Below are 14,853 nucleotides of genomic sequence, written 5' to 3'. Positions count from 1 at the left end.
TTTTAACTATGATGGGCATTTAAATCTAGTCAACAAAAATGCTGAACCCGCGCAAAGCATGATTCAGCATCGATCAATATGAGGCAGTACAGGCTAAGCCTACTGGAGAAATACTGCCCTGATATTTTCTTTGATCATTTAACCCGTCGTTAAATCACTTAACGTGCTGCAGGTTGTGCAGGTGTTGCGCTTTCTGCAGCAGCTTCAGATGCAGCTGGTTGTTCTGCATTTGCGCCAGCAACCGGAGCATTTGACTCAGGCAATTCCTGGGTACTGACAATCACTTTTTCTTCAGTGTTTGTATTTGCGTTTGTTGTTTCAGTCGCGGCAAAGCTGGTGGCTGCAGCAGCAGTAAGCGTTGTTGCAAGTAAGATTTGTGCATATTTCATTTTTGGCATCCTTTATTTATGTCATGTAATTTGCCGAGCTGACCATCACATCAATTCGACAGGAGTTCATCCTAAGCACTGAAATTTTGATGAGCAAATCAATTAACAAAAGCGACACGGAGTGAATAACTCAGCATATACACAATGCAGAAAGTTGTTTAATTACTGTTAATTATGCAGTGTTCTATTTAATGAAAATGTATATGAATGTTTCAAAAAAGCTGAATTTTAAATATGAATAAACATCAAGATTCTCTATTTGAGATAATTCTATTAACTTATAAACTGATAGTTTCAAGTCGCCATTGAGCAAGAAAATGTCTCTAAAACCATGCTGTGCCCTATAATACAGGGCATGATCTTGTCTATTTAATCTCTTGAGAACCGATTTTGAAAATTCTGTCCGCAGCACAGCCGATTCCTGTCCATATCATTTCTGGATTTTTGGGGGCGGGTAAAACCACACTGCTTAAGCATTTATTACAGCAGAAACCTGAACAGGAAATCTGGGCCGTACTGATGAATGAGTTCGGTCAGATCGGGGTCGACCAGCAGTTATTGCCACAAGATTCAGGCTATGCGGTAAAGGAATTACTGGGTGGCTGCCTATGTTGTAGTAGTCAGTTGCCGATGCAGATTGCCTTGTCACGTTTACTGTCCGAAGTGAAACCGGATCGGCTGTTTATCGAGCCGACCGGGCTGGGACATCCTGCACAATTGTTAGAACAGTTGACGGAACCGCATTGGCACAGTCATTTAAACATGCAGGCTTTGGTCACTGTGGTTGATGGTTCACGTTTGCATGATCAGGATTGGTCACAGCAAAATCTGTATGCAGATCAGCTTAAGGCCGCGCAGATTGTGGTGATTTCACATACAGATTTAATGACAGCCGAAGATCATGCTGCGCTTACGCAGCTTCAGGCGGAATATCAAGTCTATGCCCAGCAGTGGTTGTGCACAGAGCAGGGACAGCTGAGTATTGAGCAGATTAAACAGGATTATCAAGGTTCTGTACGTCAGCTCCAGCCTTTATTAAAACAGCAACAGATCAATCCTTCCCCAGAGGCACCCGTGCTGATTCAGCAGCTGCCTTATCATTATGTGGAAAGCGCGCAGGGCTATCAGGTTGCGGGCTGGAAGTTGCCAAAACGCTGGCAATTTCATTTTTATGATTTGCTCGACTTGCTGTGTGAACAAAAAGACTGGCTCAGAATCAAAGGAATTTTTAATACCGATCAGGGCTGGAAAAGCTTTAATTTCAATCCGGAGCAGTTTAATTATCAGTCGGTCGAGGCAGGTATTGATAACCGGATCGAAGTGATTTATCAACAGTCACGGGATTGGCTGGAGTTTGAAAGCGCGTTGATGCAATGCCGTATTGATCCGGAAAAATAATAGTACTGTTGCTAAGGCGCTGAATGAGCTATTGACCTAAATCTGTTCAGCAAAATACTGCTAAATCTTATATGCTAGGCGCCAAATTTGAGGATTGTGTTATGGCGTTAAAAGCGACGATTTATAAGGTTGATTTGAATATTGCAGATATGGATACGCACCGTTATGCAGATTATCAGTTGACGATGGCGCTGCATCCTTCAGAAACCATTGAACGCCTGATGGTGCGTATTCTGGCGTATGCGCGTTATGCCGATGAAACGCTGGAATTTACCAAGGATCTGTTTGAAACCGATGAGCCGGCCTTGTGGGAAAAAGACCTCACTGGTCAATTGGTGAAATGGATTGAAGTCGGTAGCCCGGATGAAGATAAAGTCAAAAAAGCCAGTGCGCGTTGTAAGCAAGTGGCTGTGGTGACCTATGGTTCTGCGGTAGATGAATGGTATAAGCGCAGCAGCAAATTAAAGACGTTAAAGAATGTGGAGGTGTGGAAATTATCGACTACAACCACCGATGCATTGCCACAATTATGTGCACGCACCATGCAGTTACAGCTCAATGTGATGGATGGTGAATGGACTCTGATTGGCGATCAGGGGCAGGTGCTGGTCGAGTGGGAACAGTTACAATAAGGACGCATAAGGATGCACGTCTGGACTTGTATCCTGTCGCTTAAATTGCGTATACCTGAGGGATAAAAATACTCAGGGTTATGTCATGTACCATGAACTTTATGATTTACTGCTGGCCGTCGCGATCGGAGCCATTATTGGTGCAGAACGTGAATATCATAGTAAATCTGCCGGACTGCGTACCATGATCATGGTCAGTCTCAGCTCCTGTCTGTTTACTATCATTTCCCTGAAAATAGGTGTGGAAAATCCTGACCGGCTGGCGGCCAATGTCCTGACGGGGCTAGGCTTTTTAGGGGCAGGGGTCATTCTCAAAGATGAGAACCGTATTTCAGGAATTACCACGGCCACCACCATCTGGATGACTGCAGCACTGGGCATGGCAGCCGGTGCGGGTTATGAAATCCTGAGTATCTGGGCCACTTTAATGGTCATGGTGGTGCTGGTTCTACTGATGTATGTACAGCGCGGGATCGAGTCGCTGAATCAGGAACGTAATTACGAAATTGTCTGTCCTTTTGAGAAACATGAGCTCAACCATTATGAATCGCTTTTCAAACAATATAAGCTAAAAGTCATGCATTCTTCACAGCGCAAGGTTGAGCAGCAGATTAGCGGAAGATGGGTGCTGATGGGATCGGCCAAAAACCATCAAAAACTCACCCTGCATTTACTCAATGATCAGAATATTCAGGAACTCAGCTTTTAATCCATCAAGGACTAAAGCCTAAAAAAATCAATCAATCCGGTTTATACTGGGTTTTGAATTTATGCCAATCTCAGGTAAATAAGCATGATTAACGAACTTGAAATTATTGATTTAAAAGTAGGCGAAGGGAAAGAGGCGGTAAAAGGCGCGCTGATTACCACACACTATACCGGCTGGCTAGAAGATGGAACCAAGTTTGATTCATCGATTGATCGCGGTAATTATTTTGAAACCGTGATCGGAACAGGCCGTGTGATCAAAGGTTGGGATCAGGGCATTTTGGGCATGAAAGTGGGCGGTAAACGTAAACTGCTGGTGCCGGCACATTTGGCCTATGGCGAACGTAAAATGGGCAAAGTGATTCCAGCCAATTCAGACCTGATTTTTGAAATTGAACTGTTTGATGTAAAAATACGTGATTAATTCATTGAAATAAGATTCATTCAGTATCATGAGTGAATGCTGATCGGGAGAAGTCTCAGTATTGGGGGCTTCTTCCGATAAACTACAAAAAAATATTTGAACTCCCTGATATTCCAAGTAGATTATAAGAAGAATAAAGCTCTTTTTCAGGAAACTACTGTCTTTGCAAAACGTGATAAGGAATGTCTATTTTGTAATGTGGGTTTGGGCCATAAGCTGGGGCATCTTGATGAGCACTTCAGTATCTGCCCAGATCGCTGCCACATCCCCCGGGGTGCAGCAGCAGTTCCGTGATCATATCTCTGAAATTCATTTTAGCGAACACAGCAGCAGCCCTTTGCAGGGGAAATGGTTATTTTATCCGAGCCAGTTTATTGTCCAGCCAAGTTCCGTACTGTTATCAAAAACAGTGGAATTGCCGGCTTCTTTTAAAATACTGACCAACTCAAATATTGGTTATGGCACATTTATTAGCCATTATAAAATTCCTAAAGAATTTATCGGACGCCGGATTGCCATTCGGATTCCTGCTCAATATGGCGCTTATCGGGTCTATGTAAATGGCGAGTTTATTGTCCGGCTTGGGCAAATCAGTAAAACACCTGAACAGCAGATCACTGAAAAAGCCCCCCGGATTGGCTATTTCGTTGCAGACAGTGAATACATTACCTTAAGCATTCAGGCCTCGAATTACACTCATTTGCATGGAGGGCTGGAACGCCCAATGCAGATTGGGGTCGCAGGTACAGTCAATCGTCAATTCCAGCAGTTGATGATGAGTATTGCCATGGCCTGTGGCGCAGTACTCGGGGTGGGTGTTTTCAATATCCTGTTTTCAATATTTCGAGGATCGAAAGAGCGTAATAGCAAAAGCATTTTTGTGTTTGGCTGTTTTATTATCTTTCTGGCCCTGCATAATATGTTTTCAGCGCCCTATGCCTATTCGGTATTTACCAATATCGACTGGTTATGGGGAACACGTTTAGAGTATCTGTTTACGTTTCTGGCGGTATTGTTTTTCCTCAGTTATATGCATCTGTTTAATCAGCGCTATTTAAAACCGCTGATTTATTATATTGCGATCGTCTTATTGATTTTGAATATCAGTGTGACGCTATTTTCTACCCCCGAGTTATTTGAACGTCTTGCGCTCTATAGTGCGATTTATGGTCTGGTGATTATTGGGAATTTCATGTACGGGTTTTATCAGACCCTACGTGATAAGCAACCGTATTCACGCCTGAATCTGTTTGCCATTATTTTCTTGTGTCTGACATTTTTAAATGACTATCTCTTGCTGATTAATGTTATTCAAACCACACATTTGTCTTTCATTTCCACCAGTTTATATGCCTTGTTGATTATGTTTCAGCAGTCTAGACACTATGCGCATCAAACTTATCAGACGGAACAGCTAAATCTTAACCTCATCGAGCTCAACAGTTCGCTTGATCAAAAAGTCAAAGAACGTACCCAGCAACTGCATCAACTGAATGCCAAACTGGAACATCAGATGAAGATTGATGCGCTGACCGGTGCTTTTAACCGGCGTGCTTTAAATAGTGAAATCCAGCAGAAGTTTTTGCAAAGCCAGCAACATTCACATGCCACACTGCTTTTTGCCATGCTGGATGTTGATTATTTTAAAAATTATAATGATCATTATGGCCATTTAAAGGGTGATGAGATTCTACAAAACCTGGTTAAGGTGATTCAGGCCAGCTTGCCTCAATCGGGTTATCTGGCGCGTTATGGCGGGGAGGAATTTGCCATTCTGCTTGGTGATATACCGATTCAGGTTGCCCTGCAATATCTGGAACGTGTCATTCAGCAGGTTCGGGAACAACAATTTGAACATCTAAACCGGCCGGATGGCAAAGCCTGGATCACGGTCAGTGTGGGCGCTGCTTGGATAAGCCCACAACATCAATATACCGATATTCATGCCTTGATGAAAGCCGCAGATGTGCAGCTGTATCTGGCTAAACAGACCGGGCGTGATCAATTAAACTTTGAGCAGGGTGCAGATTAAAAAACGTATTTATACAGATATGATCCATCATCTTGTGAATGTGCAGGGCTGGAATCAAATCCACATCGCTGATAATAGCTGAGGGCTGTTTGAGTCGACTTGACTGCAATCTGATAGATTTTTTTCTCTACTAATGCTGCATGCATTTGATTAAATAATTCGGTGCCAAATCCAAGCCTCTGGCAATGTGGGGCGACATAATGCATCCGGATTTCTCCAGTATCACTGACCAATAAAAACCCGACTACTTTGTCGTGCACAAGGCAAACCCAACAATCGTTATAAAGCATATCGACAATCAGGCTGGCATGATCAAATTTTTCCAGCCAGCTTTGGATGCGACTGTCCTCACGTTGATGATCTAAAACACAAGATTGAATACTGTCATGAATCACCTGAATAATTTGAGGTATATCCTGAATCTTCCCTTCACGAATCACCATGTTATTCATTTTCTCGAACATTTACAGGAAGGCTTCATTGGAAGAGAAATGCAGGTTGAAACAAAATAACAATCTTGTAGTTTTTTGAGAGGATTTTCTTAAAAACCAGTAGGTGAAGATAACTTATGTTGCTGATCTGTCGGTTTTGTTTATCTGATTTTCTAGAATCAACGTTTCTCAGGAGCGGGTGCTCAAATTTACAGCAAGCTTTACTAGAATCGCCGTGCTTACTTTAAATCCCCATAAAATCGAGTCAAGGATGCCATCATAGAAATAGTGCAGGAGTTTGCACTGTCTAAAAAATAGACGTATGCTAGGTGTTAGGCCATTATTCAAATGAATATGAAGTGCTCGGTAATAAAAATAAAATCAGCCACACGAGATGATCTACTATGTTTAAATTGTTGCTCTTGCTGTGTATTTTTTTGCTGTTCAATACTGCCTGGATCGTGGGGCGGAAAATTTATAAAACCCAGTCTTATCTCTCTGCGCAGCGTGCAGAAAAACCTGAACAAATTGCTAGTATTTCAGAACATGTCATGACCACGCATGAGGAACAGGTGCATCTGGTTGATGCTTATGAACTGGAACTGTTTGATGATGTGGCTCAGCTGTTTTTTCAGCGTCATGTAGCTATTCAGGACAGAGCACAGGCAGAGCAGTTACAGCAGGAAATCTTGCAAAAAATGCCCATGCAAAGCAGTACACAAATTCGTCAGATGGATTTAGGGGAGTGGTCGATTTTCTGGAATTTTTACCATCAGTCACTGGAATATTATGTCGGCCGCTATGGCGTGTTTTATACGCATGTCGACCGTTTTGGCCAAGAGCATCGTCAGGAAATTCGTACCGATCTTTTACAGTCAGATTGTGCTTGATCTCTCTGCTCAGGAAGCTTGTAAGTTTTGCAGGAGACGATAGGCGTTAAACATCAAGCTGCATATTTAAGCCGATGTAATTCGGAAAAGGTATTTAAGGCATCTTGCCAGATTTTTTCTGCCCCCTGACGGAAATAGCCCATATGACCAATGTCCTTTAAACCATAATCTTCAGCTTTAAGATCAATATAATGCACGTTTGCCTGACGGTAATATTGCATAAAAGCATGTCTGGAATTAGGCAGGGCCCAGGCATCATCGAGAGCAGCAACCGCATAAATCGGAGTACTTACCGCAGCATAACGTATGTGTAAGTCTTTCAAATCCGGATCGGCAAAGAAATAGGTCGGATATTTGCACCACTTACGCCACTGACGATAGACATCACGTGGCAAGTCTGCACCCATGTTAAATTTGCTCCATGGCAAATAGCCGGTGATTGCTACGAGTGGAGGGAAAACAATATTCCAGATCATCTGAACCTTGATTTTTTCCTTGAGCGGCATATAACCATGCCAGCCGGCGCCTGTGCCATAACAGTACATCGCTTCGATGCGGTCATGATGTTTACACAGACCTAATGCCTGACCTCCATAGGAATGGCCAATCATATAAATATCCAGTTCTGTCCGGCCCAAATATTCAATTGCCGCACTCAGGTCATATTCTCCCCAGTCCAGATAAGACATTTTAAAGCCTTTGAGCTGTTTCGGTGCGGAAGCGGCCACCCCTCGATAATCGAAGGTCAGCACCTGAAAACCGGCATGAGTTGCATATTCTGCAAAACGGCGATAAAACGCTTGCGGTACTCCCGTCGCACAGGCAACGACAATATTGGCCTTCGCCACAGACGGTGTACGGTAGAGTTTGCCACTTAAGCTATAACCATCTTCTGCCAGAAACTGGACACTTTCTACCTGCATTTTTCCCTGCACCATGAGTATATCCTTCGTTATATTGGATGAGATCTTGTTTTTTGTGCGCTAGCTTATGTTTAATCCAATAATGGGCCAGATGTCAAAACTCGGCAGTCGTATAGCGAGAAGAACCCTTTAAACATATATGAAGATCGCTGCGCTATCATCATGTCTAAACAGGGGGAAATAGTATGATTATTGATTTTCAGCAGGCGCAATTACAGAAGTTTATGGCTCTGGCAATGAAGATCGAAGCGCAGCCTGAACTGTATGTGCAGTTTGATTCGGTTTCAGACTTTTATAAAGCAGACTGGTTGCAGGATTTTCCAAACGGAACCACATGGTATGTGTCCGGTTTAGACGATGGCGCCGATGAATTTCATGTCGTGATTGACTATGCTACAGCGCAGCTACAGATCAGTTGTGGCCAGACACAGTTGTCTGCAAAACTATCTTGCACAGATTGACCGAATTGCCGCTATTTCCCGATAAAAGAATAATGACAGATGCTATAAAGTTGATATAAATTGCAGAATCATCTCTGTGTTTGGTTTTATTTGCGATAGTCCGGAGTGACCTAAGCGAATAATGCAATAAAAATAAGGAAAAATAGCATGGCACATCAGTTCACTGTGAAAGCAATTATCAATGGCGTGTCTATTGATGAATTTAAACGTCTGGCCAATGATATTCGTTTGCATGAGGCAGTCTGTCATCGAATTCCTGCACAAAATTTAGAAATTCTGGTCTCGGAAAAGCAGGGGCATATGTATACCTTGAAACGTGCCTATAATCTGGATGTCAACATCCCGGATATGGCAAAAAAATTACTCAAGGATGCATTCCGTTTGCAGCGTACCGATATCAGCGATCTGAATCAAATGACATCGACGGTACAACTCGGGGCAAATTTACCGATCGAGGCGACCTGTCAGCGTGCAGTCACTGGAGATGAAGACCAGATCCAGTTTCAGCTCAACTGGACAGTAAAGGTCAAAGTGCCGTTGCTCGGCGGTATGCTGGAAAAGCATGCAGAAGGCGAGATTCGTAAATTTAGTGAAATTGAACTCAGTATCGTTGAAGATGAATTACGCAAGAGCCTAACAGCCTGAATTAGTGCACCCATCTCGTTCACCAATATTTAAAAAGGGCACTTTTAAGCTGGGTGGTGGCGGTCAATTCGGCAATGTATAGCCATTTAGCTTGCTGCCGTTCTCTAAGCAATGCGGCTTAAGACGTAGAAAAATAATAAGGCAATACAGATGGGATTGAGTGCCGTTTGATCGACTGAAGAAACGGCATCATATTATTTGTATTTATGCCGCTAACTTTGAGCTTAATCACTTCTTCTATGATATTGCATCGCCAGTCGATAAGCGAGTTGATCCACATTCAGTAATTATCTGCGCGTACTGCGCAACATGAGCTAACCATCTGCATGCTATTGTTTGTATAGATATTTTTGATTGGTGAAACAGATTGCTGAATTGCAGTGCCATAAGCAAAGACTTCGACCATACCGCCTTGCATGCCCAGTTCCGTAGTGCTCAGCCGAATCCCCATAATCTGGGTGGCTCCGATTCTTTCAGCTTCAAGTTTTAAACGTACAATCGCCTCACGCCGTGCCCGCTCTACCACGCTTTCATAGCTGGTCAAACGACCTCCCAACATGTTCTGCACATTGGCAATTGCGTATTTAAAATAATCATGGGAAATGACCACATTACTGCTGATCATCTGTCCGGAATGTTCAGATAAGATAAAGCGGCTGTTGTTGACCTGGATATAAGCCAGTCGTTGTTCCTGTTCGTCTAGATAACGAAAATGTTTGCGTTCATTATAACGACCAAAGCCAAAACCGACGCTAAACAGAATGACAAAAATGACGATCTGAAAAATTAAACCGTCCATGAATTATTCTGCCTGTGGAAAAGGGTCGGGTAATTTTGGCATGACTGGATCAACAATGACCGCCGTTCCATAGACAAACAGTTCAGAGGCGCCTTGGGCAATATTGGAGGTCGAGAAACGAATACCGACAATCGCATTGGCACCCATGCTACGGGCTTTTTCAACCATCCGGTTCATCGCTTCCTGACGGGATTCTTCCAGCAGCTCGGTATAAGCAGTAAGCTCACCCCCGACAATATTTTTCAGGCCAGCGAGTAAATCACGCCCGACATGTTTGCTGCGTACCGTACTGCCATAAACCACATCAATTTGTTGGCGAATAGTATGTCCCGGTACAGATTCCAGATTGCTAAGTAACATGCGTATGTTTTCTAAATAAATTGCTAGTCTATGACAATAGGAAAACTGCTTTGAAAATGCAATAAAAAAGCCCACCGAAGTGAGCTTTTCTTTTTCTATTTTAAATCTATTTCGCCTGCTGTTCTACTGCGCGGCGTTGTTCAGTCACGGACGGCTGATTCGACAGGGTATCCGTAGTATTGACTTTTAAGCCTCCACCGAGGGTCTTGTAGACTTCAACCTGATTGTTCAAGTTGGCCTGTTCAAGCAAGAGCAAGCCTTGTTCTGCGGCATAAGAGGCGCGCTGTGCATCCAGTACCGTCAGATAGCTGTCAATCCCGGCGCGAAAACGTGCCTGCGACAAGCGATAGGTGGTATTGGTGGCTTCTACCAGACGGCGCTGTGCAGCAATTCGATCACCAATGTTTTGGCGAACTGCTAGCGCATCATTTACTTCACGAAAAGCGGCTTGAATCGACTTTTCGTAATCTGATAATGCAATTTGCTGATCGGTTTCAGAAATCTGGATATTGGCCTGACGGGTACCCCAATCGAAAATTGGAATATCCAGACTTGGGCCAAAGGACCAGCCAAAACTGCCTGATTTAAACAGATCGCCTAAATCGGTCGATGCATAACCTGCTGAACCGGTCAAACTGATGGTCGGGAACAGGCGTGCGCGTGCTGCTGCAATATTGGCACCCGCTGCAGACAGACGATACTCGGCAGCGCGTACATCTGGACGGTTAATCAGCAGATCACTTGGCAAGCCTGCACCCAGTGCCGTATTGGACGTGATGCGGGTTACGCGTTGTGCCGGCAATAAAGTCGCAGGCACTTGCTGACCGACCAGCAGGTTTAGCAGGTTTTGTGCCTGTGCCACCTGAGTGCGGTAATTCGCGACATCATTGCGTGCCGTTTCAACGGAAATCTGGGCCTGACGCACAGGAAGTTCGCTGTCGATGCCCACATCAAAACGTTTCTTGTTCAGGTTAAACGATTCAAGCTGTGCTTTTAGCGTTTGTTCAGCCAAAGCCAGATTGGCATTGGCAAATGAATAGCTGAGCCAGGCTTGAGACACCTGACCAATCAGCGCAATTTGCGTCGCATCTCGCGCACTTTGAGTCGCCAGGAAGTTATCCAGTGCATTGTCACTTAAGCTACGTACACGCCCCCAAAAGTCCAGCTCAAATGCGGTTACACCCAGACCTACATTATAGGTGGTTACAGCACCGCGGCTTTGAGGATTGCTGCTGCCCATGTCTTGACGTAACACGCTGCCACTGGCACCAATGGTCGGTAACTGATTGTTTTCAGTAATCTGATACTGTTGCTGGGCGCGTTGAATATTCAGGGCAGCAGTGCGCAGATCACGGTTATTGTTTAATGCCAGATCGAGCACCTGTAACAGGCGCTGATCGGCAAAAAAGTTTTTATAACCTTGTTCTGCTACAGAAGTACCAGACGCATTGGTATAGCTGCTCGAGATATTTGCCTGTGCAACCGGCTCTGGACCACGCATGCTTTGACAGGCTGTCAAAGCAAGCGCAAGGGCAGATACCGCAATGCTACGACCTGTAATAGACCATACATTTTGCATTACGACTTATACTCCTGATTTTGTTGTTTTGGTTTGTATTTAAAGATACTTCGAATCCACACGTAGAATACCGGGATAAAGAAGATACCTAACAAGGTCGAGCTGATCACGCCACCAAGTACACCATAACCGACTGAGTGCTGACTACCTGCACCTGCACCTGAAGCCAGGGCAAGCGGCAATACACCAAAACCAAAGGCCAGAGTGGTCATGATAATTGGACGTAAACGCATTTTCGCCGCATGCAAGGTCGCTTCGAATAAATCTTCACCTTGCTCTTGTAGCTCTTTCGCAAATTCCACGATCAAGATCGCATTTTTCGCAGAAAGACCAATCACGGCAATGATCGCCACCTGGAAGTAAATGTTATTCGACAGGTTCGGGTTTTGCAGCAGCACCATCCCGCCATAAGTCATGAGCAATGCACCGACGATACCCAATGGCACCACCAGCAGAACCGAGAACGGAATCGACCAGCTTTCATACAGGGCTGCCAGACACAGGAATACGATCAGGAGTGACAGGGCATACAGGAACGGCGCCTGTGCACCAGATTCACGCTCTTCCAAAGACAGACCGGTCCATTCGAAGTCAAAGCCGGTTAAGCCCATTTCTGGTAACTTCGCCGCAATTTCTTCCATGGCCACCATGGCATCACCCGAACTGATTCCCGGAGCCGGTGTACCTTGAATGTTCATCGACGATACGCCGTTATAACGTTCAAGACGTGGTGAACCATAGGTCCATTCGCCTGTGGCAAAGGCCGAGAAAGGCACCATTTCACCGCGATTATTACGCACATACCACTGGTCCAGATCTTCCGGCATCATACGTGAGCCAGCTTCACCCTGAACATATACCTTCTTGACCCGACCGCGATCAATGAAGTCATTGATGTACGAACCGCCCCAAGCAATACCCATAGTACTGTTAATTTCGGCAACGCTGACACCCAGTGCACCGGCTTGTGCATGATCAACAATGACACGGTACTGTGGATTATCTTCCTGACCATTTGGACGCACACCTGCCAGACGCGAGTCTTGTGCTGCCAGGCCCAGAACCGCATTACGTGCTGCCAGAAGCTGGTCATGACTTTGACCACCTGCCGCCTTAAGCTGTAAGTTAAAGCCAGCCGACACACCCAGTTCAGGCATTGCAGGTAATTGCAGTGGCATGATGTAAGACGCATCTTTAACAATCATGTTTAGCGCCATACCACGCTGGATAATGGCACCGACTTGAGATTCCGGACTAGTACGTTCTGACCAGTCTCTCAGTTTAATAAAGGCCAGACCTGCGTTTTGACCCACACCGGTAAAGGAGAAACCCGCCACACTAAAGACTGACTCGACATGATCTTTCTCGTTTTCCAGGAAATAGTTGGTCATGGTATTGACCACCTTGTCGGTACGTTCCAGAGTGGCATTTGGTGGTAACTGAACCAGTGCCATGACCACACCCTGGTCTTCATCCGGCAAGAATGAAGACGGCAGTTTCTGGAACAACAGCACAATAATACCCAGTACCACCGCATACACGATACCTGAGAAAATCTTACTGTGGGTCATGCGATTCACGCCGCCCTGATATTTCACAGATACCTTGTCAAAGCTGCTGTTAAACCAGCGGAAGAAACGCGCAAAGATACCATTGCTTTCCGGCTTGTTCGGATCATGCTGTTTGAGCAGGGTCGCACATAGGGCAGGGGTAAAGGTCAAGGCGACAATCAGTGACAGGATCATTGCCGTGACCAGCGTAATCGAGAACTGACGATAAATGACGCCGGTGGTTCCACCGAAGAAGGCCATTGGAACGAATACTGCAGACAGCACCGAGGTAATACCAATCAGTGCGCCGGAAATCTGTCTCATCGATTTTTCAGTTGCAGACACCGGATCCAGATGCTCTTCCACCATGACCCGTTCTACGTTCTCGACTACAACAATCGCATCATCGACCAGAAGACCGATCGCCAGTACCATGGCAAACATGGTCAGGGTGTTGATCGAGAAGCCAAAAACGTTAATGACCGCAAAGGTGCCCAATACCACCACTGGAACAGCCATGGTTGGAATAATCGTGGCACGCCAGTTCTGTAAGAACAAGAACATGACCAGGAACACCAGAATAATCGCTTCGATCAGGGTCTTAACCACACTCTTAATCGACAGTTCAATAAATGGTGTTGTATCAAAGGCCAGTTGATCGACCATGCCTTGCGGATAGTTCGGACGTAACTGTTCTAAGCGTTCTTCAACCGCTTTTGCTGTATCAAGCGCGTTAGCACCTGTGGCAAGTTTAATTGCCACACCACCAGCCGGTTTGCCATTAAATTTCGAATCAAACTGATAGTTATCTGCACCGAGTTCCACCCGTGCCACATCACCCAGACGAACTTGCGCGCCCGAAGTGGTGTTTTTCAGGAAGATATTGCTGAACTGTTCCGGAGTTTGTAACAGGCTTTGAGCTGTTACGGTCGCATTCAGCACTTGACCTTCAACTGCAGGAGCACCACCAAGCTGACCCACCGCAACCTGTGCGTTCTGGGTGCGAATTGCAGTCGCAATATCGCTCGGTGTTACTTGCAGGCTAGCCATTTTGGCCGGATCTAGCCAGATGCGCATCGCATAAGAGCCACCAAAGACCTGAACTTCACCAACCCCGGCCACACGGCTTAAAGGTTCAGAAATATTCGAGTTGACATAGTCTTTGATGTCATCGGCGGTCAGGCTGCCATCAGGTGAATAGAAAGCCAATACCTGAAGGAAGCTGGCACCGGATTTGGTGACACGCACACCCTGACGCTGTACATCTTCGGGAAGAAGTGCAGTGGCAGACTGTAATTTGTTCTGAACCTGAACCTGTGCGATATCAGGATCAACACCCTGGTCAAAGTTCAAGGAAATAGAAGAAGAACCGTTACCCGCACTGTTAGACGAGATATAACGTAAGCCATCCATACCGTTCATCTGCTGCTCGATGATCTGGGTCACTGTATTTTCAACAGTTTCAGCAGATGCACCTGGATAAGTCGCAGAAATGGTCACGGTTGGCGGAGCAATCGTTGGATATTGTGCAATTGGCATTTTGCTGATGGTTAAAATACCGGCCAGCATGATAACCAATGCAATCACCCATGCAAAAATCGGGCGATGAATAAAGAATTGAGCCATGAACCA

The 14,853-nt window shown here is 45.2% G+C and carries 15 protein-coding genes; 8 read left to right on the top strand and 7 right to left on the bottom strand.

The window, feature by feature from the left end; translation table 11 throughout:
* Positions 1–158: 158 nt before the first annotated feature.
* The gene (locus tag FTU42_RS04190) at positions 159–389 is read right to left on the bottom strand and encodes a hypothetical protein (RefSeq protein ID WP_005097806.1); all 231 of its coding nucleotides are present in this window, start codon (positions 387–389) and stop codon (positions 159–161) included.
* Between the two features lie 390 nt (positions 390–779).
* Between FTU42_RS04190 and FTU42_RS04185 the strand changes: the two genes are divergently transcribed.
* The 5 genes from FTU42_RS04185 to FTU42_RS04165 all read left to right on the top strand — a co-directional run bounded on the left by FTU42_RS04185 (position 780) and on the right by FTU42_RS04165 (position 5,583).
* Entirely contained in the window at positions 780–1,787 is a 1,008-nt protein-coding gene (locus tag FTU42_RS04185; protein WP_005169766.1) for a GTP-binding protein, read from the top strand.
* Between the two features lie 101 nt (positions 1,788–1,888).
* A complete protein-coding gene (locus FTU42_RS04180) occupies positions 1,889–2,419 on the top strand; it encodes a YaeQ family protein (RefSeq protein ID WP_005097801.1) in 531 nt (176 codons plus the stop codon).
* 85 nt (positions 2,420–2,504) lie between these two features.
* On the top strand, positions 2,505–3,128 hold the full coding sequence (locus FTU42_RS04175; protein ID WP_005097799.1) for an MgtC/SapB family protein: 624 nt from the start codon (positions 2,505–2,507) through the stop codon (positions 3,126–3,128).
* Between the two features lie 84 nt (positions 3,129–3,212).
* Positions 3,213–3,551: an FKBP-type peptidyl-prolyl cis-trans isomerase gene (locus FTU42_RS04170; RefSeq protein WP_180075385.1), complete on the top strand. Its 339-nt coding sequence runs from the start codon at positions 3,213–3,215 to the stop codon at positions 3,549–3,551.
* A 229-nt stretch (positions 3,552–3,780) separates the two neighbouring features.
* Positions 3,781–5,583: a diguanylate cyclase gene (locus FTU42_RS04165; RefSeq protein ID WP_180075386.1), complete on the top strand. Its 1,803-nt coding sequence runs from the start codon at positions 3,781–3,783 to the stop codon at positions 5,581–5,583.
* On the opposite strand, the gene FTU42_RS04160 is transcribed toward FTU42_RS04165, so the two are convergent.
* The gene (locus FTU42_RS04160; protein WP_081273089.1) at positions 5,580–6,047 is read right to left on the bottom strand and encodes a GNAT family N-acetyltransferase; all 468 of its coding nucleotides are present in this window, start codon (positions 6,045–6,047) and stop codon (positions 5,580–5,582) included. The genes FTU42_RS04165 and FTU42_RS04160 overlap by 4 nt on opposite strands.
* Before the next feature lie 371 nt (positions 6,048–6,418).
* On the opposite strand from FTU42_RS04160, the gene FTU42_RS04155 reads away from it, so the two are divergent.
* The gene (locus FTU42_RS04155) at positions 6,419–6,904 is read left to right on the top strand and encodes a hypothetical protein (protein WP_180075387.1); all 486 of its coding nucleotides are present in this window, start codon (positions 6,419–6,421) and stop codon (positions 6,902–6,904) included.
* Positions 6,905–6,957: 53 nt separating this feature from the next.
* Here the strand turns inward: FTU42_RS04155 and FTU42_RS04150 are convergent, their stop codons facing one another.
* Positions 6,958–7,842, bottom strand: a complete 885-nt coding sequence (locus tag FTU42_RS04150; RefSeq protein WP_180075388.1) for an alpha/beta fold hydrolase — start codon at positions 7,840–7,842, stop codon at positions 6,958–6,960.
* 170 nt (positions 7,843–8,012) lie between these two features.
* Here FTU42_RS04150 and FTU42_RS04145 point away from each other — a divergent pair, with 170 nt between their 5' ends.
* Together FTU42_RS04145 and FTU42_RS04140 are read left to right on the top strand one after the other, a co-directional pair.
* A complete protein-coding gene (locus tag FTU42_RS04145) occupies positions 8,013–8,288 on the top strand; it encodes a hypothetical protein (protein ID WP_005097790.1) in 276 nt (91 codons plus the stop codon).
* 147 nt (positions 8,289–8,435) lie between these two features.
* Complete coding sequence (locus FTU42_RS04140; protein ID WP_005097789.1) at positions 8,436–8,933, top strand: DUF2505 family protein; 498 nt, start codon at positions 8,436–8,438, stop codon at positions 8,931–8,933.
* 280 nt (positions 8,934–9,213) lie between these two features.
* On the opposite strand, the gene FTU42_RS04135 is transcribed toward FTU42_RS04140, so the two are convergent.
* The 4 genes from FTU42_RS04135 to FTU42_RS04120 all read right to left on the bottom strand — a co-directional run bounded on the left by FTU42_RS04135 (position 9,214) and on the right by FTU42_RS04120 (position 14,847).
* On the bottom strand, positions 9,214–9,732 hold the full coding sequence (locus FTU42_RS04135) for a YbjQ family protein (RefSeq protein WP_005097787.1): 519 nt from the start codon (positions 9,730–9,732) through the stop codon (positions 9,214–9,216).
* 3 nt (positions 9,733–9,735) lie between these two features.
* Positions 9,736–10,092 (bottom strand): YbjQ family protein, encoded by a 357-nt coding sequence (locus FTU42_RS04130; protein ID WP_005097785.1) that lies wholly within the window; start codon positions 10,090–10,092, stop codon positions 9,736–9,738.
* Between the two features lie 106 nt (positions 10,093–10,198).
* Positions 10,199–11,671 (bottom strand): multidrug efflux RND transporter AdeIJK outer membrane channel subunit AdeK, encoded by a 1,473-nt coding sequence (gene adeK, locus FTU42_RS04125; protein WP_180083061.1) that lies wholly within the window; start codon positions 11,669–11,671, stop codon positions 10,199–10,201.
* On the bottom strand, positions 11,671–14,847 hold the full coding sequence (locus FTU42_RS04120; protein ID WP_005169787.1) for an efflux RND transporter permease subunit: 3,177 nt from the start codon (positions 14,845–14,847) through the stop codon (positions 11,671–11,673). Before FTU42_RS04120 ends, adeK begins: the two co-directional genes overlap by 1 nt.
* Between the last annotated feature and the right edge of the window lie 6 nt (positions 14,848–14,853).

This window comes from Acinetobacter sp. YH12102 (genome assembly GCF_013419125.1).
Classification (GTDB): Bacteria; Pseudomonadota; Gammaproteobacteria; order Pseudomonadales; family Moraxellaceae; genus Acinetobacter; species Acinetobacter pseudolwoffii.
This window is presented reverse-complemented; position numbering and strand designations above follow the sequence as displayed.